The organism is bacterium, from assembly GCA_037147175.1.
Taxonomy (GTDB): Bacteria; Cyanobacteriota; Vampirovibrionia; order Gastranaerophilales; family UBA9971; genus UBA9971.
On sequence record JBAWVS010000002.1, the window covers coordinates 66,430 to 90,568 of the forward strand.

19 protein-coding genes are annotated in these 24,139 nt (G+C 33.5%); 9 read left to right on the plus strand and 10 right to left on the minus strand.

All coding sequences use genetic code 11. The annotated features are described in order from the left end of the window. Positions 1 to 82 precede the first annotated feature (82 nt). From WCG23_01020 to WCG23_01045, 6 genes are all read left to right on the plus strand, one after another. Complete coding sequence (locus WCG23_01020) at positions 83 to 1,210, plus strand: PilT/PilU family type 4a pilus ATPase (GenBank protein MEI8388441.1); 1,128 nt, start codon at positions 83 to 85, stop codon at positions 1,208 to 1,210. Positions 1,211 to 1,448: 238 nt separating this feature from the next. Next, positions 1,449 to 3,407: a DNA primase gene (dnaG, locus tag WCG23_01025; GenBank protein ID MEI8388442.1), complete on the plus strand. Its 1,959-nt coding sequence runs from the start codon at positions 1,449 to 1,451 to the stop codon at positions 3,405 to 3,407. A 52-nt stretch (positions 3,408 to 3,459) separates the two neighbouring features. Then, positions 3,460 to 4,512, plus strand: coding sequence for an RNA polymerase sigma factor RpoD (gene rpoD, locus WCG23_01030; GenBank protein MEI8388443.1), 1,053 nt, complete (start codon positions 3,460 to 3,462; stop codon positions 4,510 to 4,512). 140 nt (positions 4,513 to 4,652) lie between these two features. Beyond that, complete coding sequence (locus tag WCG23_01035) at positions 4,653 to 5,504, plus strand: nitrogenase iron protein NifH (GenBank protein MEI8388444.1); 852 nt, start codon at positions 4,653 to 4,655, stop codon at positions 5,502 to 5,504. Beyond that, positions 5,505 to 7,061, plus strand: a complete 1,557-nt coding sequence (locus WCG23_01040; protein MEI8388445.1) for a nitrogenase component 1 — start codon at positions 5,505 to 5,507, stop codon at positions 7,059 to 7,061. Then, positions 7,058 to 8,443 carry a nitrogenase component 1 gene (locus WCG23_01045; protein ID MEI8388446.1) on the plus strand — a complete coding sequence of 462 codons (1,386 nt, stop codon included), beginning with the start codon at positions 7,058 to 7,060 and terminating at the stop codon, positions 8,441 to 8,443. Before WCG23_01040 ends, WCG23_01045 begins: the two co-directional genes overlap by 4 nt. Before the next feature lie 9 nt (positions 8,444 to 8,452). Here the strand turns inward: WCG23_01045 and WCG23_01050 are convergent, their stop codons facing one another. The 7 genes from WCG23_01050 to WCG23_01080 form a co-directional block, all read right to left on the minus strand. Continuing rightward, positions 8,453 to 8,893, minus strand: a complete 441-nt coding sequence (locus tag WCG23_01050) for a thioredoxin domain-containing protein (GenBank protein ID MEI8388447.1) — start codon at positions 8,891 to 8,893, stop codon at positions 8,453 to 8,455. Then, positions 8,890 to 10,122, minus strand: a complete 1,233-nt coding sequence (gene glgC / locus WCG23_01055) for a glucose-1-phosphate adenylyltransferase (protein MEI8388448.1) — start codon at positions 10,120 to 10,122, stop codon at positions 8,890 to 8,892. The genes WCG23_01050 and glgC overlap by 4 nt, the downstream gene beginning before the upstream one ends. Before the next feature lie 4 nt (positions 10,123 to 10,126). Beyond that, positions 10,127 to 11,920, minus strand: coding sequence for a translation elongation factor 4 (gene lepA, locus WCG23_01060; GenBank protein ID MEI8388449.1), 1,794 nt, complete (start codon positions 11,918 to 11,920; stop codon positions 10,127 to 10,129). A 71-nt stretch (positions 11,921 to 11,991) separates the two neighbouring features. After that, positions 11,992 to 12,684 carry an aspartate/glutamate racemase family protein gene (locus WCG23_01065; GenBank protein ID MEI8388450.1) on the minus strand — a complete coding sequence of 231 codons (693 nt, stop codon included), beginning with the start codon at positions 12,682 to 12,684 and terminating at the stop codon, positions 11,992 to 11,994. Positions 12,685 to 12,711: 27 nt separating this feature from the next. Then, positions 12,712 to 13,563 carry a class I SAM-dependent methyltransferase gene (locus tag WCG23_01070; GenBank protein MEI8388451.1) on the minus strand — a complete coding sequence of 284 codons (852 nt, stop codon included), beginning with the start codon at positions 13,561 to 13,563 and terminating at the stop codon, positions 12,712 to 12,714. Then, a complete protein-coding gene (locus WCG23_01075) occupies positions 13,563 to 14,090 on the minus strand; it encodes an adenine phosphoribosyltransferase (protein ID MEI8388452.1) in 528 nt (175 codons plus the stop codon). Before WCG23_01075 ends, WCG23_01070 begins: the two co-directional genes overlap by 1 nt. A gap of 250 nt (positions 14,091 to 14,340) precedes the next feature. Continuing rightward, positions 14,341 to 15,312, minus strand: a complete 972-nt coding sequence (locus WCG23_01080) for an ABC transporter ATP-binding protein (GenBank protein MEI8388453.1) — start codon at positions 15,310 to 15,312, stop codon at positions 14,341 to 14,343. Between the two features lie 268 nt (positions 15,313 to 15,580). Here WCG23_01080 and WCG23_01085 point away from each other — a divergent pair, with 268 nt between their 5' ends. Then, the gene (locus WCG23_01085) at positions 15,581 to 15,763 is read left to right on the plus strand and encodes a hypothetical protein (protein MEI8388454.1); all 183 of its coding nucleotides are present in this window, start codon (positions 15,581 to 15,583) and stop codon (positions 15,761 to 15,763) included. A gap of 12 nt (positions 15,764 to 15,775) precedes the next feature. On the opposite strand, the gene treY is transcribed toward WCG23_01085, so the two are convergent. Both treY and treZ read right to left on the minus strand, forming a co-directional pair. Continuing rightward, positions 15,776 to 18,799: a malto-oligosyltrehalose synthase gene (treY, locus tag WCG23_01090; GenBank protein ID MEI8388455.1), complete on the minus strand. Its 3,024-nt coding sequence runs from the start codon at positions 18,797 to 18,799 to the stop codon at positions 15,776 to 15,778. Between the two features lie 42 nt (positions 18,800 to 18,841). After that, the gene (treZ, locus tag WCG23_01095) at positions 18,842 to 20,692 is read right to left on the minus strand and encodes a malto-oligosyltrehalose trehalohydrolase (GenBank protein ID MEI8388456.1); all 1,851 of its coding nucleotides are present in this window, start codon (positions 20,690 to 20,692) and stop codon (positions 18,842 to 18,844) included. Between the two features lie 315 nt (positions 20,693 to 21,007). Between treZ and WCG23_01100 the strand changes: the two genes are divergently transcribed. Next, the gene (locus WCG23_01100) at positions 21,008 to 21,163 is read left to right on the plus strand and encodes a hypothetical protein (protein MEI8388457.1); all 156 of its coding nucleotides are present in this window, start codon (positions 21,008 to 21,010) and stop codon (positions 21,161 to 21,163) included. Between the two features lie 276 nt (positions 21,164 to 21,439). On the opposite strand, the gene WCG23_01105 is transcribed toward WCG23_01100, so the two are convergent. After that, positions 21,440 to 21,784 carry a septum formation initiator family protein gene (locus WCG23_01105; protein ID MEI8388458.1) on the minus strand — a complete coding sequence of 115 codons (345 nt, stop codon included), beginning with the start codon at positions 21,782 to 21,784 and terminating at the stop codon, positions 21,440 to 21,442. A 135-nt stretch (positions 21,785 to 21,919) separates the two neighbouring features. Between WCG23_01105 and WCG23_01110 the strand changes: the two genes are divergently transcribed. Beyond that, positions 21,920 to 23,962: a hypothetical protein gene (locus tag WCG23_01110; protein ID MEI8388459.1), complete on the plus strand. Its 2,043-nt coding sequence runs from the start codon at positions 21,920 to 21,922 to the stop codon at positions 23,960 to 23,962. Positions 23,963 to 24,139: the final 177 nt, after the last annotated feature.

Sequence of the window (24,139 nt, forward strand, 5' to 3'; positions counted from 1 at the left end):
TTTTCTTCCGTAAAATTTTAAAAACAGGTAAAATATAGAACAGAGCATTTTTGTTCGGGTTAAAAAATAATTGGAGAAAAAAATGGAAAATGAAATAAATCCTCTTGAAGACACTGGTTTGCCAAGATTTGAAATTCATTCATTTTTAGCCTTGTCAGTAAAACAAGGGGTTTCAGATATTCATTTAAGAGTAAATTCTGTTCCTGTTGTGCGGAAAGACGGAGTTATCCTTAAAACAAAATATAATCCGATTACAGAACAGGATATGGATGATATTGTAAAGGTGATAGTTCCTCAAAAGCATTATCATAAAGTAAAGACTACTTATGACTTTGATTTTTCAATGGAAATGGCTAATATAGCAAGATTTAGAGTTAATTTACTTCATGATTTGGGCAATGTCGGTCTTGTATTAAGAATAATTCCTCTGGAAGTTCCGTCTATAGAAAATTTATACCTGCCTCCTTCACTAAAAGAATTTACAAATTATAATAATGGTCTTGTTTTAATAACCGGACCGACAGGAAGCGGTAAATCGACCACACTTGCTACTATACTCAGTTATTTGAATAACAATACACAGAAACACGTTGTTACTCTTGAAGATCCTATAGAGTTTATTCATACTAACAAGAAAAGTATTTTTACTCAGAGACAGCTTAATGTTGATACTGATACTTTTCCCAATGGAATAAAATATGCGCTAAGACAGGATCCCGATGTCATTTTGATTGGTGAAATGCGTGATATGGATACAATATTTAGTGCGTTAAAGGCTGCGGAAACAGGACACCTCGTGTTTTCAACACTTCACACCACTGATGCCGTTCAAACAATAAACAGGGTTATTAATGCTTTTCAGCCTTATGAAAGAGATGCTGTAAGAATGCAGATAGCCTCTGTTTTGAGAGGAACTGTTGCACAAAAACTTGTTAAGAAGCGTGACGGCAAAGGGCGAGTGCCTGCAACAGAAGTTTTAGTTGTTACTCCGGCAGCAAAAGATTACATAGAAAGAAATGAAATTGACAGAATTTATGATTTAATAAATAAAGGCAGTTTTAATAATATGATGAGCATGAATATGTCTTTGTTAAAGCTTGTAAAAGCGGATTTGATTTCAGAAGAAGCTGCTATAGAACAGTCTAATAATCCAAATGAAATGCAGCAAATGATAAAAGGCATGTTCCACGGCGCGCAGAACATGCAATAGCATGTTTTTAAAGCCCGTTTAAAATTTTTAAAATTGCAGTACTCAAAACCGGTCTTTATTAAAATTATTTTATTTTGTCAAACCTGACGCTTAGATTATTTATAAATATTACAGGATTTTAATATTTCTGCAAATGTTAAAAATACAAGAACTGTAAGCCTCTTGGAAAAAATTTAAAAAATAATAAAAAATATTTTGAATTTACTATCAATTTTTTTTTTCAGTAAACTTAAAGTAAGTGAGAAGAAAAATAGGAAGCAGTAAAAACAGTATGGTTCAAAAATCTGATATAAATATACCTGTAGTTGATGCAGTCAGTGAAATTAAGAACAGGCTTGATATTGTTGATGTAATTTCAGGACATATTGCCTTGAAAAAATCAGGCAAAAATTACTGGGGCTGCTGTCCTTTTCATAAAGAAAAAACCCCGTCTTTTTCTGTAAGCCCTGATAAAGGCATTTTTAAATGTTTTGGCTGCGGTGCCGGCGGTGATTCCATAAGTTTTCTGATGAAGATTAACAATAATACTTTTTATGAAGTAATTGTTGAAATGGCGCAGAAATTTGGTATACCGATTCAAAAACAAAATTTTTCTTCAGAAAAAACGGAAATCAAAAATCGAATATTGGAAGTGAATCAAGAGGCAGTGAGGTTTTTCAACAAACTTCTTCTGAATGCCCCTGAAGCCGCAAAAGCAAGAGAATATCTTTTTAAAAGGAATATATCAGAAGATGTTATTGAAAAATTTAATATCGGTTACTCCATGAACAGCTTCGACAGCTTGATAAATCATTTTCAAAGCGGCAAAACACAAAACGAAGATTTAGCTTCAACCACAAGTGAACTGCTTTATCAGGCAGGACTTGTTTCAGAAAAAACTTCGGGTAACGGTCATGTTGATCGTTTTAGAAACAGGATAATGATTCCTATTCAAGATGAAAAAGGTGACTTTATAGCATTTGGAGCAAGATCACTGGAAAATAACCAGAATCCGAAATATCTGAATTCTCCGGATACATTGCTTTTTAACAAAAGCAGAAGCTTGTTTGCTCTCCATCAGGCAAAACAGTCCATAAAAGAGCAGGATAGCGTAATAATAATGGAAGGCTTTTTTGATGTAATTTCAGCGCACACTAACGGTCTTACGAATGTGGTTGCCACGTTGGGTACGGCATTGACAGAACAACATATAAAAATCCTCGCCAGATATTCTGATTCCAGAAGAATATACCTGGCATTTGATTCGGACGAGGCAGGAATTAATGCAACAGACCGTGGTGCTGAGATTATCAAATCAGTTTTTTCAGGACTGGGCGATATAAAACAGTTTGATGAAAATTTCTCTGAAATTTCCGATAAAAACAATCGTTCAGTTTGCGAAATAAGAGTTATATCAAATACTACAGGAAAAGACCCCGATGAATTTATAAGAACAGAAGGGCTTGACGCGTATAAAAAAGTTATAAACGATGCGCCGCTTTTGATAGATTATCAGATAAACAGGATAATGAAATCAAAAGAAAAAATTGAAACTCCTCAGGAAAAATCAAAAATCATACAGGAATTAATTCCAATACTTTCGGATATAAGAAATTCCATCATAAGAAACGAATACATCAAACTTGTTTCCGAAAAGCTAATGATAGATGAAGAATCACTTAATATTGAAGTCAAAAAGAGTTTACAAAATGTAATAAAAAAGGAGAAAAATTTAAATCAGGAAAAAAGGCAAAATTTAGAAGAAAATCACATTTCTGCACAGAAAAATTTACTGAGTTTGTATTTTCTGAATAGTGAAAAACTGTCACCTTTGTGTATTAATAATTACTTAAAGGAGGTTAATTTCACTGAGGAAAATATCTCGTTAATTCAAAACGAAATTAATAAATCATTAAATGAAATTACAAATCCTGAAAAATTGTCAGATGAGCTATTCACCAAATTAGCTGAGAACGAAGAAGCAAAAAAAATATTAGTGGATGTAATATGCTCAGTTGACGAGAAAAAAGGAATGAACACCAGTTTACTGGAACAATATATCAGAGATCACATAGCGTTTTTAAAACGATGCGCTTTATCAGAGCAACAAAACAAGTTGAAAATGCAATATTACGCATCCAATAAAGATGACAGCTCTTCTCTTAAACAGCAGCAATTGGTTAAGGAATTGATTTTGCAAAACAGATTAGAAGTTTGAGAATAATAATTAGTGTTGAAGATAATTTAAATAAGAGGATACATTTTTGGTTATGATTGATAAAGAATACAGTAAAAAACGCGGCGGCGCTGCTATTGATGAACTTCTCAGGGAAGAAGACAGTATTGACAGTGATCAGATAAATACTTTGTTTGGAAGACCTGATCCTGTAGGTCTTATCGATCAGGATGAAGATGATATTGATGTTAAAGATCAAACTGATGATGAAGTTGATGAGGTAGATATTACACCACCTAAAGGTGTGCCTCTTGATGATCCTGTCAGAATGTATTTAAGAGAGATTGGAAGAATTCAACTGCTTACAGCAGATGAAGAAATTGATCTTGCCAGAAAAATCGTAACAGGCGGAAATATCGGTCAAATAGCAAAACGCAAGCTGGTACAGGCAAATCTTAGACTGGTTGTCAGTATTGCCAAAAAATATGTCGGAAGAGGCATGTTGTTTCTTGACCTTATTCAGGAAGGAAACCTTGGACTTATCAGAGCAGCAGAAAAATTTGACCATGAAAGAGGCTATAAATTTAGTACCTATGCAACATGGTGGATTAGACAGGCTATTACAAGAGCAATTGCGGATCAAGCCCGTACTATAAGAATCCCTGTTCACATGGTGGAAACAATCAACAAGCTTAAAAAAATTACACGTAAACTGGCACAGGATTTGAGCCGTAAACCTACCGAAGAAGAAATTTCTCAAGCTATGGGGATTACAATAAACAAACTAAGAGAAATTATCAAAGTAGCACAGGAACCGCTTTCTCTTGAGACACCAATCGGAAAAGAAGAAGACAGCAGGTTGGGCGATTTTATCGAAGATAAAGATGCAGATGCGCCTGTAATGACAGTAGCACATGAGCTTCTAAGAGAAGACCTTGCCGAAGTTTTAAGAAGTTTATCTCCTAGAGAAAGAGATGTCTTAAGATTAAGATTCGGCATGGATGATGGAAGACAAAGAACTCTCGAAGAAGTTGGACAACTTTTCGGAGTAACGAGAGAAAGAATAAGACAAATCGAGGCAAAAGCTCTCAGAAAGCTTCGCCACCCTAACAGAAGTAAAAAACTTAAAGAATATATAGAATCATAGCTATTTACGTAAAGCGTGGTGCAAAATACCATTCAGCTTGAGTAAAAGCTTGTAAGACCGATACTATTAAGTATCGGTTTTTTTATTTAAAATTCATGATATTTTAAATAATATAAATATCTGACATCAGGCTTAATAAAATGAATAATCACGAAAATATCAGACAAATAGCTTTATACGGCAAAGGCGGCATAGGAAAATCCACTATTTCCAGTAATTTAACCGCTGCTTTGACATGCAAAAATATAAAACCGGCCCAAATTGGTTGCGATCCAAAGGCAGATTCGGTAAATACTTTAATGGACGGCAAATTTATAGAAACGATTTCCGATATAACAAGAGAATACGGGAATTCAAAAGAGGCGCTTCAGAAAGCTATTTACAAAGGATTTAACGACATTCTTTGTATGGAGGCGGGAGGACCTTTTCCCGGGCAGGGATGCGCAGGTAGAGGGGTTCTGGTTGCACTTGATTTGATTAGGCAGTATAAAATTTTTGAACAAAATAATATTGATCTGGTTGTTTATGATGTGCTTGGGGATATTGTATGCGGTGGTTTTGCCCAGCCTATCAGGCATGGATTTGCGGAAGAAGTTTACATTGTTACAAGCGGGGAGTATATGGCTCTTTATGCGGCTAATAATATTGCTTTTAGTATAAAACAATTTGCTCAGCAGGGATTAAAAGTAAGAGTCGGAGGAATTATAGGAAATCTCAGAAATATTCAAAACGAAAATGAAATTATTAATAATTTCGCTGAAAAGTTAAAATTACCTGTGATTCAAATGATTCCACGATCTGATTATGTACAAAAAGCAGAGATTAAAGGCAAAACAGTCGTTGAAGTCTTTCCTGATTCAGAGCAAGCTGAAGTTTATTTTGAACTTGCTTCTAAAATACTTGGTAATAAAAATAAATTTATACCTGAAGCTCTTTCTAAACAGGAACTTTTAGGAATAATAAATATTGAAAATAAGGTTCTGGCTAATTAAATGGAATTAAAAACTTCAAAATTGCAAAAAGCAGGATATAAATGGGTAAAAGTTTCTGAAATGTTTGATGAAACTCCTCCTGTAACTGCTAGTTGTGAAATTAATAAAAGATTTCCGGGCTACGAAGGGCTTTGGTGCAAGCTGATTATGGCTGTAACAAGTTATGCCATGACTAAAAATTCTATAGCAGTTATACATGGACCTACTAATTGTGCGTGGGCAGTAAGGAATTTTTGTTCTACAAATTATTCTCTTTATTATGGAAATCCCTTTTTACATATGCCTGTTACAAATATAGACCAGAATTCAGTAATTTATGGCGGGAATCAGGAGTTAATAAAAACGCTGTTAGAGGTTGATAAGGATTATAAGCCCGAACATATATGTGTTTTTGACACTTGCTCAACCGCACTTATAGCTGATGACATTGAAAGGGCTATACAAACTGCCCGAAAAGATTGCCATGCAAAGATTGATTATATTCCATCAGCAGGTTTTACGTCTATTCCTCTTGGCAAATCTATAGAAGAAATAGCAGTAAAATATGCAGATATGATGGAAGAACCTTCTGAAATATTTAAAAGTACCGTAAATATTCTCGGACAGTACAAAGAGCAACAGGATAGCTCACCTGTAAAATGCACTGGGAAGAGAGACGGAAGCGGAATGGGCTGCGGAAAAGGACGGGGGAAATATCCTGATGACGCTTCTGAATTATCGAGAATAGTTGAATCAATAGGTTTAAAAATTCACCGAATTTTAATTTCAGGGAATTATGATTATATAAAAACCGCACCACAGGCAGCCGTTAATGTAATTAGCTGCCCTACTTGGGGCGTGCCGCTTGCTGAAAAAATGAAAGAAAAGTTTAATACTCCCTATTTAAGACATTGTATTCCCGTAGGGATTGGACCAACTTCAAAATGGATAAGGGATTTGGCAGTTTTTACAGGTAAACAGTCAGAAGCTGAAGATTTTATAAATAAAGAAATTTTGCCATTGCAGGAAGTATTTGATAAAACGAAAAATCTTGTTAAAGGCAAAGCCGCCCTGATAGAATGTGGAAGAAACTCTCAAACAGCTTTTGCAAGACCGATGGCTTTAGCAAGAGCATTGCAGGAATTAGGCATGAATATATATTTATTTGGGCTTCATCCCGTAGAGTTGAAAGCAAAAGAAGTTGATGTGGATTATTTCTTATGGGATGGCTTTAATCCTATGATTCTTTCTGGCAATTATCCTAATCAACAGCCTTTAGATATAACAGAAGTTGCGAAAACACTTGATTTGGAAGAGAATCAATATATTTATTTTACTCAGGATGTTTTCCCAATGGCAAAAGCAGGAACTTTTGATGCGGAAAATATTCCAAGAGTTGAAACAGGTGTACATTTACGGCGTGTTATAAATGCACCTGCAAGAGGAGTAGGTTTCAGAGGGGCAAAAGCACTTTATGAAAGCATAATTGAAGCATCAATGTTCTCTTCAGGAAGTAAAAAAGCGACTTTATATGGAAGAGTGCATGGAGAATTTTATGAATTTGGGCGAAAACAATGAACATAATTAAATCAGATAGACAATATAAGGATTTAATGAAGCCGGGAAGCTTCATAGGTAGTACCTTGACAGCTTCCGGAATAAAAAACGCGCTTATAATATTTCATGGAATATCAGGATGCAACATTGAAGCAACGCACTTCCGCTCTGACCAGATACCGGGAGGAAGTTATGTCCCTGTGATTCCAACTGGATTAAATGAAGCAGACTGTATTCAGGGAGGAAATGAAAAACTTTTATTAACCCTGAGAAATTCCATAAATCAGGCTATTTCAAGAAAAAAACCCCCTGAAGTTGTTTTTATTTTGACAAGTGATGCAACTGCTATTGTCGGTGATGATATAAAAGTAGCTGCAAAAGTTGTGGAAGAAGAAACAGGAGTGAAAATAATCGGGTTAGATACACCGGGATTTGCAGGAGGATTAGTTCATGGAACAGATATTGCTTTGTCTGCATTGTTGGAGTGCCATTCTGAGAGCATAAGTCGAAATGGTAAATCAAACAATAAAAAATCAATAAATCTTATAGCGCCTCATTTGTTGGGTTCTAAAAACTGGACAAACGACACTGATGAAATTATAAGGCTGATACAGGAAACAGATATTCTGGTCAATTTAAATATGACCAGAAACTTTGATTTAAAAGATATTTCCGAATTTGCAAAAGCTGAATTTAACTATATTCTTTCTTCAGAAGAATTGACAAATTTTGAAAAAATATGTTCTGATTTAAACTCAAAAATTTTAAAAGAAAATTTACCTTTGCCTATAGGTGTTGCAAATACAGAAGAATGGCTGTTAAAAATTGCCGAAAAGTTCGGTAATATTGAGAAAGCAAAAGAAGTACTGGTCAAAGACCAGAAATTTGTTCAAAATCAGCTTAGATTAAATTATAATTTCAGTTGGATGTCGACTTTGATGTACGGAAAGCACTGCGGTATCCTTGCGCATGCAAAATTTGGGGCGTCTCTTGCACGCTGTTTGCTTTGGGATTTTGGGATTATTCCCAAAGTTATAGGGCTTGTTGCAGAAACCGACAGAGCTATGGATGAAGCGCTTGAGCTTCTTAAAGCAATTAAAAATCAGGCAAAATTCACTGTTTTGATTAATCCGTCATATTTTGACTATATAAATCATTTAAAAACAGCTGAAGTGGACTTTGCTATAGGCTCTATACAGGACAAACCGCTGTGCATAGGGCAAAAAATACCTCATTTGTCGCTGGCAGGGTTTAATTTTTTCAATCAATACAATTTTATTCCATGGCCAAATTTTGGAATAAGAGGGACTTTGGGGCTTTTAACAGAGCTCTCAGGTATTATGGAAGAAGCTTTTTACTTAAAAAACATGATTTCTTCAAATAATTATGAATTTAAAAAATAAACAAAATTATTATTTTGAAAATTTATCAAGTTCTTCTTTTAGTAAATAAATATTCTGGAATTTTGAATTATCGATCTGAATTTTTTTGTTTTTCTTAACAAGAAATAAAGACGGATATGATTGTATATTGAAATTTCTTACAATGCGTTCGTTTTTTGGATCTTCGCAGTTGATAAAAACAAAGCTGTATTTTGAGCCGGTTTGTTGTCTTAATTTATCAAGAATAGGAGCAAATCCCTGACAGAAATGGCACCAGTCTGCATAAAAATTAACGACTATGGGTTTATTAAGCTTTTGAGCTTTTTCCCAGGTTAGTCCTGTTGTGTAATCAGATGGTGTTAAATTTATTTTGGGAGGAACAGCAGATGCAAATTGGAAATTTGAAAATATTGCCGCGAAAGTTGCAGCTATTATTAAAATTGATATTAATTTTTTGTGCAGAATTCTCATAAAATTGCTCCTTTTGGTACTACAGTAATTCCAGAGTCAGTAACTTCAAAGCCTCTGGCAATATCATCTTCTCTATTATAACCTATTTCAGCATAAGGAGGAACAAATACTCCTTTATCTATAATAGCCTTGCTTATTTTAGCGTATCTTCCAATGTTAACGTCTTCCATTAATATAGATTCTTCAACATGGGCAAAGCTGTTAACCCTTACGCTAAATGAAAGAACGCATCGATTAATCTGACCGCCGCTTATTACACAACCTTCTGAAACAAGCGAATTGGTTGCCATACCTATACGTTCTGATTCATTCCAAATAAATTTAGCAGGAGGCAGGTTATGGTTTTCTGTTCTAAGAGGCCAGGCTTGATTATATAAGTCAAATTCGGGAAGTGCTTCTAATAAATCCATATTTGCTTGCCAGTAAGCATCTATTGAACCGACATCTTTCCAGTAACCTTTTTCTGTTTCGGTCATTCCTTGTATATGATTTCGGCTAAAGTCGTATGCATAGATATTAGCCCTCGTGTACATGTTGTTAATTATGTCATGTCCGAAGTCATGACTTGTTTCAGGATTTTGCGCATTAGTTTCAAGTTCTCTAAGAAGGACGTCTGTATTGAAAATATAATTACCCATTGACGCAAGAACCATATCAGGTCTTCCCGGAATTGTCGCAGGATTTTCTTTAGGTTTTTCCTGAAAGCCTATAAGTTTCCAATCTTCATCAATAACCATAACCCCGAAATCTTTTGCCATTTCAACAGGAACAGGAATAGCGGAAATTGTAAGGTCTGCATTTTTTTTCCTGTGATATTTCTGCATATGCCGAACATCCATCTTATAGATATGATCTCCGCCAAAGATACAAATATATTTTGGCTCGATATCATAAATTATATTCAGGTTTTGATAAATTGCATCAGCTGTTCCCTGATACCATTCGCCACCGGTTCTCATTTGTGCAGGAACAAGGTCAATAAATTGTCCGTAAATCGGTGTAGCAGGCCAAGTACGAGAAATATGTTTATTTAAAGAATCAGATTTAAATTGTGTCAGGACTTTTATTTTGTAAAATCCTGAATTGATAAAGTTATTCATTACAAAGTCGATAATTCGATAGCGTCCGCCAAAAGGCACCGCTGGTTTTGCTCTGTCTTTAGTTAGCGGATAAAGTCTTTTGCCTTCTCCACCGGCCATAATCATTACCAAAGTATCATCTGTATGCATGTTTTTATTCCTCTAAGCTTAAAACAGCCATAAATGCTTCCTGCGGAACTTCAACTTTGCCTACTGCTTTCATTCTTTTTTTACCGGCTTTTTGTTTTTCAAGCAGTTTTTTCTTTCTTGTAATATCGCCGCCGTAGCATTTGTCAAGAACGTTTTTGCGCATCGCTTTTACGTTTGTTCTTGCGATTACTTTTCCGCCAATTGATGCCTGAATTGGGACTTCAAACATTTGCCTCGGAATTATTTCTTTGAGCTTGCTTGTAAGTTTTTGTCCGATATAAGACGAATTATCTCTGTGTACAATTGTACTTAAGGCATCAACAATATCACCTGCGAGCAGGATATCAAGTTTTATCAGATCAGATCTTTTGTATTCGCTGAATTCATAATCCATGCTTGCATAGCCCTTTGAACGGGATTTCAGTTGGTCATAAAAGTCTGTAACAAGCTCGTTTAAAGGCATTTCGTATTCAATATCAACTCTTGTGTCATCAATATAGCGCATGTTTTTGAAGATAGCGCGTTTCCCTTGTGCTAAATCCATTAAAGCGCCAACATAGTCATTAGGTGTGAAGATATTTAACTTAACGTAAGGCTCTTCAATATGATCTAAGTATTGCGGCAACGGTAAATTTGCAGGGTTGTCAATCTGAATCATTGTCCCGTCAGTTTTATAAATATTATAAATAACGCTGGGCGCAGTAGTTATAAGTGAAAGGTTATATTCTCTTTCAAGACGTTCCTGTGCAATTTCCATGTGCAAAAGTCCGAGAAATCCGCATCTAAAACCAAATCCAAGAGCAGAAGACGTTTCCGGCTCAAAAGTAATACTTGAATCATTAAGTCGGAGTTTTTCAAGGGAATCTTTAAGTTCATGGTACTGGTCATTGTCTACGGGATACATTCCGCAAAAAACCATAGGAACTGCCTTTTTATAGCCTGGAAGAGCTTCTTTTGCAGGATTTTCGACTAATGTAACCGTATCTCCGACAAACTGACAAATTTCTTTTATCGATGCGGCAAGATAACCTACTTCTCCTGTTTTAAGTTCGTTTGCAGGGCATCTTTGCGGTTTCATATAGCCAAGTTCAATGATTTCAAAGTCTTTTTTGTTCGCCATAAATCTTATTTTATCGCCATTTTTGATATTTCCGTCCATGACTTTGAAGTAGGCGATTGTTCCTAAGAATGGATCGTAATAACTGTCAAAAACAAGCCCTCTTAGAGGTTTTTTTGATGTATCTTTAGGAGCAGGAACGTATTTTACGATTGCTTCAAGTACATCTTCTATTCCAACACCTGATTTTGCACTTACAAGAACAGCATTAGAAGTGTCAATACCTAATATCTCTTCTATTTCATGCTTAACCCTTTCAGTATCGGCACTTGGAAGGTCAATTTTATTTATAACAGGAATTATCTCAAGATTTTGTTCTATCGCAAGATAAACATTCGCCATTGTTTGGGCTTCTACACCTTGAGTTGCATCAACAACAAGAAGAGCTCCTTCGCATGCTGCAAGACTTCTTGAAACTTCATAACTGAAATCGACATGCCCGGGTGTGTCTATAAGGTTAAAAATATATTCATTTCCATCTTGAGCTTTGTAATTCATGCGAGCTGCCTGAAGCTTGATGGTAATTCCTCTCTCCCTCTCGATATCCATTGTATCAAGAAGCTGTTCCATCATATCTCTTTTTGCAATGGTGCCTGTTTTTTCAAGCAAACGGTCAGCCAGGGTTGATTTGCCGTGGTCTATATGTGCTATTATGCAGAAATTTCTAATATTTTTTATCATAGTCTCTTCTATTTACGAATAATTACTACCTTTCCCTTGTAGTATACAAGGAAAGAATAACTTTGACCATATTATTCTGTTTTAAGTGATTTTGAAACTGCATCTAAAGCATGTATTTGCAAAGTATTAAATAAAGGAATTGATGCGGATTTAATCAAAAGAGGAATTTCCGTACATCCTAAAATAACACCTTGGGCACCTTGCCCTTTCAGTTTATTTATTATTTGTAAATATTTTTCTTTGGAAGAGTTTTTTATAATTCCCTGACATAACTCTTCGTATATTATTCGGCTTATTTCTTCTCTATCCTCTTTTTCGGGAATTATAGTTTCAATGTTGTAATCTTTTAAAAGTTTTTTGCTGTAGAAGTCTTCTTCCATTGTAAATATAGTGCCAAGAAGCCCAACTTTATTGAAAGTATAATTATTAATTTCTTGAGCAACACTATCAACAATATGAATTATGGGAATGTCAATATTTTTTTGAATTTCCGGAGCAATTTTATGCATTAAATTTGTGCAAATTACAATATAGTCAGCATTGCATTTTTCAAGATTTTGAGCTGCTTTGGATAATTTTTTTGTTAATTCATCCCAATTATTTTGAAATTGTAAATCTTCTATTTCCTTGAAATTAAAACTTTCCATAATGATTTTAGCTGAAGATGTTTTACCTAAAATTTCTCTGACTTTTTGATTTATAATTTTATAATACTCAACGGTTGATTCACAGTTCATTCCGCCAAGTAAGCCTATTTTTTTCATCTTTAAGCCTTTTTGTCTTTTATAAAGCTATTCTTTGCTAATCATTGCTATAATTGAATCGCATTTGCCTAATTCAGCAAGTTTTTCTTCGTAAATACTTTGCAGTTTCTCATCATCAAGGAAACCCCATTCGATATGTCCGCCCGGTTTCCCTTTAGCCAGCCAATGAATATGATTTGCAAACGAGTATCTCTGGTACTGTTTTATATAATCGATTTTATAAGGTGTTTTTTCCAGTAAAGTTTTGAGAGTCTCATTATTAAACAAATATAAATGGCAGCTCCAGTAAGTAAAGTTAGAAAAGGGATCATTATCATACAGACTTAATAGGGCATCATCGCAGTTTGGAATTTCGATAATGATTTTTCCATGCTCATCCAACTTGTTATAGAGCGCCTGTAGTATTTCCAAAGGGTTTTTAAGATGTTCCATTACGTGAAACATCGTTATAAAATCAAGACTTTTGTCCGGAATTTCATCTATTGATTTATAAAGAGTAAAATTTGAATTTAAAAAGTTAAAATGCTTTTGATTAGGTTCAAGAGCATATAATTGAGAGGAAATATTTTCTTTTTTTATCCGAGAAAGAAAACTTCCGCTTCCGCACCCAAAATCCAGTACTCGCTTGTTTATAAGTTTTTTCTGATAAAGATTAATGCGTTTTTGTGTATCAACAGAATCTGTTTGAGCAAAATTACAGTTTAAGTTAATTGTTTTTTCCATGCCGTTATTTTCATAAAATTTATCGTCAATATGGCTGGAATCGTCAAGAAAAACAAGACCGCAAGAGCTGCATTTTCTGATTTTTATATCAAAGTTATCTCTAACTTGCCCTTTTACATATAAATGTTCAGTGTTTCCACACAAATAACATTTCATTAATACTGAACCATTGAAACCAATTTAACGTTTTTATTTTCTGTAAGTCTTTCTCTGCCGTTCAGAAAAGTTAATTCTACTGCAAAAGCAATGCCAACAGGGATTCCACCTATTTTTTCTATAAGATGATAAGAAGCTGCTGCGGTTCCTCCTGTTGCAAGAAGATCGTCTATAAGAAGAACTTTTTTGCCCGGTTCAATGGCATCTTTGTGGATTTCTACGCAATCTGTGCCGTACTCAAGTGCATATTCAACCTGTTCAACTTCGGATGGAAGTTTACCGGGTTTTCTTACTATTACAAGCCCTGCTCCAAGATTGTAAGCAACAGGTCCTCCAAAAATAAACCCTCTTGACTCGATACCGGCAACATAATCTATTCCTGCATCTTTAAATTCTGCTGTTATAAAGTCAATAATTCTCTTAAAAGCCTCAGGATCTTTAATAGCGGTAGTTATATCCTTAAAAACTATTCCAGGTTTTGGAAAATCAGGTATGTCTCTGATACAAGCTTTTACTAATTCCGGCATTAATTAATTCTCCTTAAGGTATTATTTTATTCTAAGAATAATATTTTACCTGAAAAACAATTTTTAGGGTTGTAAAGTTAAATGATTTTTTAAGTTTGTTCTTGTTTTTTATTAATGAAAATTGCTAAATAGTCAAAATCGTCATTGCGAGCATAGCGAAGCAATCTATAAAAAACAAAATGGATTGCCGCATCGAGTCTAAAGCCTCTCCTCGTGATGACGCATAAACTTAATCAACGATTCGAGTTAATTAATTCAAAAGATGACATTTTGCTATGTGATTATCCGAAATTTTAGTGTATTCAGGATTAATTTTAGTACAAATATCCATAACATAAGGACATCTTGTATGAAATTTGCAGCCTGAAGGCATGTTCACAGAGCTGGGAAGATCGCCTTTTAGAATAACTCTTAATGAGAGGTCTTTATCGGGATTAGGAACAGGAACGGAATTTAATAATGCCTGCGTGTAAGGATGTTTCGGATTTGAAAATAATTCCTGTGTCGTTGCTATTTCTACAATTTCACCGAGATACATAACCACGACCCTGTCGCACATATATCTTATGACGCTTAAGTCATGAGATATAAATAAATAAGTTAGCCCTAATTCGTTCTTGAGTTTTTGCATAAGATTTATTATTTGTGCTTGAATACTTATGTCAAGAGCGCTCACAGGCTCATCAGCTACGATAAATTCAGGATTAAGAGTCAAAGCTCTTGCTATTCCGATTCTTTGTCTTTGACCGCCGGAAAATTCGTGAGGGTACCTATTAAGCACGCTTTCGTTCATTCCTACCATATCAAGAAGTTCGTTTATTCTTTTATCTGTATCTTTTTTAGAAAGCGTTTTTTCATGTATTATAAAAGGCTCTCTCAGAATTTCTTTTACTGTCATTCTTGGATTAAGACTTGAGTAAGGGTTTTGAAAAATTATTTGCATCTTTTTTCTAAGATGCTGAAGTGTTTTTGAGTCTGCTGAAGTTATTTCCAGATTGTTTATTTTTACAGAACCGCTTGTAGGCGGTATCAAACCGAGAATACATCTGCCTGTGGTTGATTTTCCGCAGCCTGATTCTCCTACAAGACCTAAAGTTTCTCCTTTAAAAATATCGAAACTTATATTGTTTATGGCATGTACAGCGCCTGTTTGTTTATTAAAAAAGCCTTTTTTTATAGGAAATTCTTTGATTAAGTTCTTAACTTCTATAAATTTGTTCATTTTATTTTTATCTTTAAATTAAGTGTTCTCAATTTTATTATATCGTATTTATCGATTACTTTTTTAGTGCAATAGATAAATACCCCCTTAATTGACTTCTGCTTATTGATAATTAATATTATTTGTATACAACTTTTTTTGGAATTGTAACAAATAATTAACATTGGCATATATTTTTTAAATATATTAGCAATATTTTTTATCTCAATGACTTTATATAAGTATAAAGAACAGTTAATTAAAATTAATAACAAGGAGAAATAATCTAATGAAATCAAAAATGTTACTCGAAAAGATAATGCGTATGGATAATATTGTAGAAGCTAAAATTTATCACATTAATGAAAATTCTTATGATCTTAATACTCACCAAATTGGTTTAAACTCTTATATAAAAGAAACAATAAATAATAATCTCAAAACAGACAAAGCAAATTTTCTCTTTATATAATAAATGATTAAATTAAAATTTCTTATAATAAGGACTTAAATTAATAGAGCTTGAGTCCGAATAAAGTACACTAATCGGAAGTATATTTATTATGCTTCCGATTAGTTCTTGTTTGACCGAATTAAAAGACGTTTCGGACAGACATATTTCACTATTTTGTTTGTTTTCGGAATCAGCGGATTCGGAATTAAAATCATAAAAAGTTTTACCTGTAAAAATATCTTTAAAATTTCTGTAATTAACAGGCAAAATAATTCTGGTGTCTTTCCAAACTTCTTCTCCGATCGCAAAAGGTTTTTCCTCGGAAATCATGTGGAAAACAAGTCTGGGAACGACAGTTATAATTGTTTCATTTTCAAAACTTCTTGCAAAAGCAATTATATTTTCAGATTTTGCGCCTCTAACTTCAAGAGGAATATAATTTCCTTTTTTGAATAAATTAGAATGTGTTTGTCTAAAGTTTAAAAGTACTGAAGATATAAAAAGTTTTAATTTCCCCGATTCAAGAGGAAAAAGAAAAGAAAAATCTTCATTAGAATTGCGCAAAAAAGGTTTGATTTTTTTAAAAAGTTTCTGAAATTTGTTAAAGTCTACAGGGTTTCTGTTATCCGGATCGACAAGATTATATTTCCACAATTCGTTTCCCTGATAAATATCAGGCACTCCGGGACTGGTAAATTTAAGTGTTATCTGTGATATAGAATTGTTATAACCTCCTAACGCAATTTCTTTTTGAAAAGGCAAAAACTCTTTCCAGAAAGGATGGCTTTCTGAGGAGCTTAAAACTCTTCTTATAAATTCACTTAAAGCATTTTCATATTGAGTATTTATATTAATCCAGCTGGTGTGGGTTTTGGCTTCCCTAACAGCTTTAAGCATATAATTTTTAATTCTTTCAATAATTTTTTTGATTTTTTCATTATTAAAGTCTTCATCCGTCCAAAGTCCCGTTAAAATTTGATAAAACAGGTATTCATCGTTTTTGTCAGGGATAAATAAGTTATCAATTCTGGTTTTTTTTGATTTATTTATTCGGCTCCATTTATTGATTTTTTTTCTCCATACCTCAGGAATTTCTGAAATGGATGATATTCTTGCCCTGACATCTTCTGAAAGTTTTGTATCATGGGTGGAAGTTGCAAGAAGCCCATGAGGAGTTGCATTTAGTCTGTACATATTTCCATTATGAAAGTCATTGACTGATATTCCAAAAGTTGCAGGGTTTCCGCCTACTTCGTTCAGGGAAATAAGCCTGTTGTAATTATAAAAACTTGTATCTTCAAGTCCTTTTGCCATTAAAGGACCTGTGTATTGCTGAAATTTCATAGTGAAATTTAAAATTTCACCATAAATATCCGATTCTTTATTTGATTCAAATTCACAAAGCAGGATTTTTTCTATAAAATCATAAATAGACGGATCTGTTGACATACTCCTCTTTTTTGCCATTCTGACAGCCCATTTGATATAATCTATATCTTTATTGTTTTTTTCTTCCTGCGAAATATAAGTCCTGTAAACAGGAAAGCAGGCGATAATTTCAGTAAGTGCTTCTCTGAGGCTGTTTAGCGTATAATCTCTTGCGCTGTAATATTTTTCGGAGAGCAGGCTCAAATGATTTGAAAGAGTGCTTAATTCGCTGGTTAAGGCTGTTCTCATTATTGTTTTTTTGCATTTGATTACTAACTCATTGAAATCAATTTCTTTGTTTATGAATTTATGATAAGTTCTTGAAATTTTTTTTAAATTTTTATTATCCAGAAAAAGGTTATTTACGTTGTTCAAAAATTCATACCCGATAGTGCCGTGAATTGCCCAGTTTTGCGGAAGTTTTTCAAAAGGAGCAATAATTTTTTCGGCGACTACATAAAATGGCAGCAGCTCGGAAGACAAGTGCTTTTCGTTTGAACTATCAAAGTCTATTCCGAGTCGTTTACCTGCTTCTTTTTGAAGAGTTATGAAATAACCTAATGGGTCTAAAAGTCCGTCAGGATGGTCTATTCTCAACCCTTGAATTTTTTTCTGTTCTATTAAGTCAAGAATTACAGAATGAGTTTCATTAAACACATCATTATTTTCAGCACGTAATCCTATAAGCGCATTTATATCAAAAAATCTCCTGTAATTTATTATGTCAGAGGAAACTCTCCAATATGCAAGTCTATAAGCCTGATTTTCGAGAACTTCATGTACTCTTTGACATGCTGTAACATCATCTGGGCTGCATCTAAAGTCTAATAGATTTTCTTCTATAAAATTTGCGATAAAATTTTTTCTTTTACAAAGCTCAGAAAATCTTTTGTAGGCAATTTCTTTTTCTCTGTTTCTTTCTTTTATTTTTTCAAAGTCTGTTTCATTTATTTTCGGCAGATTTTTAAACACTGTCATTATGCTCTGGTATTCAAGAAAGTCATTATGAGCAGAACCAAGTGTAGATTCCAGTTTATCAATCCTGTGTTCCATTATTATGGTGTAGGAAGATGGATTTATCGGGAATTCATGGTCGAAATAAATCAGCTTTAGCTTGCCATTATCCCTGTCAAAATTTATTTTAAATTCGCCGCCGGCAAGAATATTCCCGTAATGATCGTGAAGAACAGGGACAAGTATTTTGCCGTAAAGCTCTTTTTTAATAGGTTTCCAGTCAATATCAAAGAAATTTGCGTATTGAGAGGCTTGACCGTTTTCCAAAACATCAACCCACCACTTGTTTTTGCGGCATATACCCATGTGGTTAGGCACAATATCAAGTATTATACCCATTTTGTTTTTTTGAATTATTTTCACAAGTTCATCAAAATCTTTAGATGAGCCAATTTCCGGGTTAAGTTTGCTGTGGTCGATTATGTCATAACCATGAAGGCTTCCGGTTTTTGCCCATAGGATTGGAGATGAGTAGCAATGAGAAATCCCTATATCTCTCAGATAAGGAATGATTTTTTGAGCATCTTTGAATGTAAAATGCTTGTTAAATTGCAATCTATAAGTAGAAATTGGAATTTTAGTATTATCTTGCTGTTTTTTTGAAGTTTTCATTTTATCCAACTCTAATTTGTGTTTGTGAATCAGGAGTAGAAATCAGCATAGGCACCAGTAAACCCCCCAAGGTGTAATGATTTTCTGTTCTTTAAAAAGCCGCAAACTGTTTTCTTGTGATTCAGCTATTAATAGTGAGTTGCCAAAATTATTCCCGCAAAAACCGGACAGATTATTATTACTTTGTGCTTCTTCGTAATGAAAATCATAAGATTGGTCGCTTAAATTTGCTAAAAGCTCTAAAGATTTTCCGTTACGTCCTTTCCATCTGACATGAAACAAAGCGTTGCCAAGAATTTCAAATTTTGTCTTAGAATGATAAAGTTTAGGAATAAGCGGAATTATGTATTTTTTTCGAATGGCCAGCATTTTTTTGTAAAAATAAAAAAGCTCTCTATGGTGGCTTGTTTCAGTTTTGCTCCAGTCAATTTTGGATTCATTAAAAGCTTCTTGCGAAGTTGCATCAGGAATTTTGGTTAAAATATTTGTGTCAAATAATTTTGAAAATTCTTTTATTCTTTCTTCTTTTACAGACTTTGCAAGGTTGTCTTCAAAGTTGCAAAAGAAAAAGAATGGTTGTTCACATCCGAATTCTTCTCCCATAAAAATCATAGGGATTGCAGGAGAAAGAAGATATATGCAGGCAGCGGCTTTAATGGCTTTAGGAGATGCAAGCCGATTTACTCTTTCGGCTAAAAAGCGGTTTCCTATCTGATCATGATTTTGCAGAAAGTTTATAAAGCTTGTAGTAAAAAGAGTTTTGCTGTCTTCTCCATGAGCTTTTCCGCCCCTGTAAGCGGAACTTTCTCCCTGATAGGCAAAACCCTCTGCCAGGGTTCTCGCAAGATAATAAACAGGTTTATGCGGTGATTTTTCGCCGGAAAAATCTTCATAATAATCTGATTTTTCTCCCGTTAAAAGTACATGCATTGAATGGTGAAACCCGTCATTCCATTGAGCCGTAAAATTATTTTTTAAATATTTCGCATCATTATTATCGTTTTCGAGAATCAGATGCACATTTCTATCTTTGATCTGTTCTTTTACTTTTGTTGCAATTTCTTCCAAGATATGAATCTTGGAAGAATCTTTTATGGTATGTACCGCATCAAATCTCAATCCGTCAAAATGGTATTCTTCGAGCCAGAAGAGGGCATTTTGAATAAAAAAATTCCGAACATTTTTATTTTTAAAGTTTAAGGAATCGCCCCATGGTGTTTTTTCTTTGGAATTAAAGAATTTTGACTTTGCATAAACATGTAAATAATTTCCTTCCGGTCCAAAGTGATTGAAAACGACATCCAGAAAAACCATTAAGCCTTTTTGGTGAGCGGTTTTTATAAGTTCTTTAAGATCATCAGGTGTTCCGTAAGTATTATCTGGAGCAAACGGCAAAACTCCGTCATAACCCCAGTTTCTTTTTCCCGGAAAATCTGATACAGGCATAAGTTCTATAGCAGTTATACCAAGGGATACAAGATAATCAAGTTTTTCTGTAACGGCGTTAAAAGAGCCTTCTTTGGAAAAAGTCCCTGTGTGAAGCTCATAAATTACAGCTTCATTCCATGGACGGCCTTTCCATTTATAATCATCTTCCCAGTTAAATTCTGCGGGATTTATTACAACGCTTGATTCATGCACATCCTGCGCCTGATAACGGGAAGCAGGATCTGGAACTAACAGTCCTTCGTCCAGTCGAAACTGATAAGTGGCTCCGGATTTTACATGGTCTGTAATTAACTGAAACCAACCGTCTTTTTTTTGTTTCATCGGAATTTCAAAATTCAGGTGAACATTAGGATTTTTTACACATAAAGCTACTGTTTTTGAGTCAGGAGCCCAAAAATTAAATTCTATTCTGTTATCAGGCAGAAATTTCGTTCCAAAATCCATAATATTTTTTAACTCAGACCTTTTTTGGCTTGTTTTTTTATTTTTTAATTCTTCGAAGTCAGATTATACAGAACTGGCAGAATTTAAAAAATTACACGGCAAGTTAAAAAAAATATTTTATCAGCTAATTTTTTTGACCATATCCGGAACAAGAATTTATCTTATCGGCTAGTTGATATTTAATTGTTAACTAATGTTTCAATTTTTATTAATATCTTCTAAAAAACCTAAAGTAAAAATAAAATTGAACCGATTAAGTTTATGTGGGATATAAAAACAAAACTGATAGATAATCAAACAAGGGAGTATATAAAAATGGAGTACAATAAATTAGTTCCAAATACAAATGTTTCAGATGCAGTTTTATTTTTGCTTAGAGGTGCTAAAAAAAGAAGATCAATGGCAGTTGCAAAAGCAAAAATGATACAAGGCCAGTTAGGAGTTATTCCCCGTATGGTTGCGGTTAAATAATTTAAAATAGGGAAAAAGCAAGCAAGATTTGGGAAAGTTGTTTATCTCGTCTAAAAAATTTAATCTGCCTGTCAGGCAGATTTTTTTTTATTAATTAATCCCGGTCGCCAATTAATTTATTTTTACAAATTGTCATTCTGAGGGTTTTAACCCGAAGAATCTGTCCGGTAAGCATTTTTAGCTAAAATCATAAATTGGACAGATCCTTCGCTTTGCTCAGGATGACATTCTCAAAAATCAATATTTGCAATAATTTTAGCTAATTAGAGATTCGGGTTAATTATTCACACCGGCAGGCTGGTTTTTTATAAGAACCAAAATTTCGTCTTTGCCGACCATTTTAAGGTTATTTCTGGCTAATTCCTCTATTCCCCGGCAAGAAGAGTATATTTTAAGCTGCTCTCTCAGTTGGATATTTTTTTTGGTAGCATCCTGATTTAACTCTCTAAGTTCATGAATCTGTTTATTCAGAGTTATAAATCTTGTTATGTTTATACCTGTTCCGCATATAAGCTGAAGAAAACACACCATTATAATAAAAGAAAGAAAAACGTGGTAAATTCGTTCTTTATAGATTTTTCTGACTTGTTTTTTATCAAGAGCCGCTTTTTTAGGTTTCATGTTAAAACATCCGCTTTGAGTAAAACTATTTTTTATTTTAAAGAATAAATATTTTTGTGTCTATTAATTTTTATTAATATCGAGATTTTTAGTATTATATAATTATAAATATTAAGTTGGCTCGTGGATGTGAAAATGTTAAGTATTATACTTTTTATAATATCTTTCTGTCTGGTAATATCCTCTTCTTATTTTATTACAGCTATTATAAAAAGCAAAAGATCTGAAAATTCAGTCATATTTTTTGTTCTAAATCTGGCAGCACAGATTATTATCAGTTTTGAGTTTCTTTCACTTTTAAAAGCAATAGATTTATATAATGTTTTGAAAGTGAACATTGTTGTTTTTATTTTTGCTCTTGTGCTTTGGAACGCAAAAAACAAGCCGAAATTGAAATCAGGAGAATTTGAACTATCATTTGAAAAAATAAAAACAGCGCTAAAACAAGACAAAGTGCTTTTCGTATTGAGTATTTTCTTTTTATTTTCAGTTGCGGTAAGTTTTTATCTTGCTTTTTATGCACCGGTAAACTTGTGGGATTCAATGACATACCACACGGCAAGAATTGCTTTTTGGATACAGAACAGAAGTTTTGAACATTTTGAAACCAGCTCTGTAAGACAGGTAATGTTTCCGCCGAATTCCGAAATTTTTTATCTCTGGCCGTTGGTTTTCATAAAAAAAGATTTTTTTGCCGGCATGGTTCAATTTATATCTTTTTGCGGGAGTTTATGGATTTTATCCGGTTTTTTATCTTATATAAAAATTTCTAATAAAAGGATTTTGTGGGCTGTATTTGTTTTTGCATCACTGCCGGAAATAATTCTTCAATCGTCAAGTACACAAAATGACCTTGTATTGGGATTTTTTCTTTTTGCTTCTTTGTATCTTTTTATATACGGTGTAAGAGAAAAAGAAAAAAAATCGCTTATTTTTTCAGCAATGGCAATGGGAATTTCTGTAGGCATAAAAGGGTCTGTTTTTATGTTTTTGCCTGCTCTTGGCTTGATTTGTACCGTAATTGCAATCAGGAGCGAAAAAAGGCAATTTTATAAGCCGTTATTATTGCTTGGAAGTTGGACAGTATTATTTTTTATTTTGCTGAGTTCTTATAATTACATATTAAATTATCTGGATTTTCATAATCCGCTTGGTCTTGAGTCTTATATGAACTTTTATATGCCTCCTGATAAAAGCATAAAGTCTTTTATTGCAAATTTAATAAGATATAATCTTATTTTTATTGATTTTACAGGTTTTGAAATTGCAAAAATATTATGCTTGCCGTTTTTATTTTTGAAAACCCTATTGTTTGGGATTTTCAGATTAAGCGAAAATCAGGGTTTAACTTATGCGGATATAAGTTTTTTAAATACAAAAATTCACGAAAATTTTGCAACTTACGGACCTGTGGGCTTTCTTGTTTTTATCCCGTTGGTTTTGAGGAATGGACTGAAAGGTATTTTTTCAAAAACGGATAAAATAAAGACAATCGCGCTTTTTGCGTTAATTCCACTGGTATTTATTCCTATTTTAGCTACATTATTGGGATTTACGTTGTGGAATATGAGGTATTTTGTTACTGCAATGGTTCTTTGCTCTCCTGTATTTGCGTTAAGCTACAGCTACAAGCTAAAGCCATTAAAATTAATTATATCAGTTATTGTTATTGGTTGTTTTATAAATATTTCACTCTGTAATTCTCTGCGGCCGGTTCTGCCTGTAAATAATAAAAGTTTGCTTGCTTCTCCAAGAGAGGATATAAGGTATGAAGTCGGTTCTGTTTGGGATGATGCTTTTCGGCAACAGGTTGATTATTTGAATCAAAAGGCGAAGAATAATTCAAAAATAGGACTTATTTTCTCGGATAAAATGTGGTATTACAATTTTTTTAATCAAAATCCGGGCTGGAAAATTTTCCCTTTAAGATACGAGCTTTTAACAGAGAAAAAACTTAAAACCCTTGATTATATAGTCATTTGCAACAATAGCCAGAAGGTTTTTAATCTTGATAAATCAAAAAACTATATTAGAACAAGTAAAATAAATTTCAAATTGTTTAAAGACTTTGAACTTGTATACAAAAAAGGCGTAAATTATTCTATTCAAAGCGATTATCCATCAGAGAATCCGGAATGTTTTTATATATTTAGAAACAAAAAAATCTTGAATAACTGATTTTATTTTATAGATTGCTTCGCTCTTTTTACAATGACGCTTTTGGTGATTTAGCAATTCGAGTTAATCAATGAATATTATTAATATTTTATTATTTGTTTCAATTTTATAATAATCTTGCTCCTAAGAAGTTATTACTATAAAATTGTTATTTAAATAGTATAAATTTAGGTCATT

Bases quoted from the DNA above. Each gene is read 5' to 3' on its own strand.
- lepA (MEI8388449.1), bottom strand. From the start codon at position 11,920: ATGATAAAAAATATTAGAAATTTCTGCATAATAGCACATATAGACCAC.
- WCG23_01105 (MEI8388458.1), bottom strand. From the start codon at position 21,784: ATGAAACCTAAAAAAGCGGCTCTTGATAAAAAACAAGTCAGAAAAATC.
- WCG23_01070 (MEI8388451.1), bottom strand. From the start codon at position 13,563: ATGAAATGTTATTTGTGTGGAAACACTGAACATTTATATGTAAAAGGG.
- rpoD (MEI8388443.1), top strand. From the start codon at position 3,460: ATGATTGATAAAGAATACAGTAAAAAACGCGGCGGCGCTGCTATTGAT.
- treZ (MEI8388456.1), bottom strand. From the start codon at position 20,692: ATGGATTTTGGAACGAAATTTCTGCCTGATAACAGAATAGAATTTAAT.
- WCG23_01040 (MEI8388445.1), top strand. From the start codon at position 5,505: ATGGAATTAAAAACTTCAAAATTGCAAAAAGCAGGATATAAATGGGTA.
- WCG23_01050 (MEI8388447.1), bottom strand. From the start codon at position 8,893: ATGAGAATTCTGCACAAAAAATTAATATCAATTTTAATAATAGCTGCA.
- treY (MEI8388455.1), bottom strand. From the start codon at position 18,799: ATGAAAACTTCAAAAAAACAGCAAGATAATACTAAAATTCCAATTTCT.
- WCG23_01075 (MEI8388452.1), bottom strand. From the start codon at position 14,090: ATGCCGGAATTAGTAAAAGCTTGTATCAGAGACATACCTGATTTTCCA.
- WCG23_01085 (MEI8388454.1), top strand. From the start codon at position 15,581: ATGAAATCAAAAATGTTACTCGAAAAGATAATGCGTATGGATAATATT.
- WCG23_01100 (MEI8388457.1), top strand. From the start codon at position 21,008: ATGGAGTACAATAAATTAGTTCCAAATACAAATGTTTCAGATGCAGTT.
- WCG23_01080 (MEI8388453.1), bottom strand. From the start codon at position 15,312: ATGAACAAATTTATAGAAGTTAAGAACTTAATCAAAGAATTTCCTATA.
- WCG23_01110 (MEI8388459.1), top strand. From the start codon at position 21,920: ATGTTAAGTATTATACTTTTTATAATATCTTTCTGTCTGGTAATATCC.
- glgC (MEI8388448.1), bottom strand. From the start codon at position 10,122: ATGCATACAGATGATACTTTGGTAATGATTATGGCCGGTGGAGAAGGC.
- WCG23_01020 (MEI8388441.1), top strand. From the start codon at position 83: ATGGAAAATGAAATAAATCCTCTTGAAGACACTGGTTTGCCAAGATTT.
- WCG23_01045 (MEI8388446.1), top strand. From the start codon at position 7,058: ATGAACATAATTAAATCAGATAGACAATATAAGGATTTAATGAAGCCG.
- WCG23_01065 (MEI8388450.1), bottom strand. From the start codon at position 12,684: ATGAAAAAAATAGGCTTACTTGGCGGAATGAACTGTGAATCAACCGTT.
- WCG23_01035 (MEI8388444.1), top strand. From the start codon at position 4,653: ATGAATAATCACGAAAATATCAGACAAATAGCTTTATACGGCAAAGGC.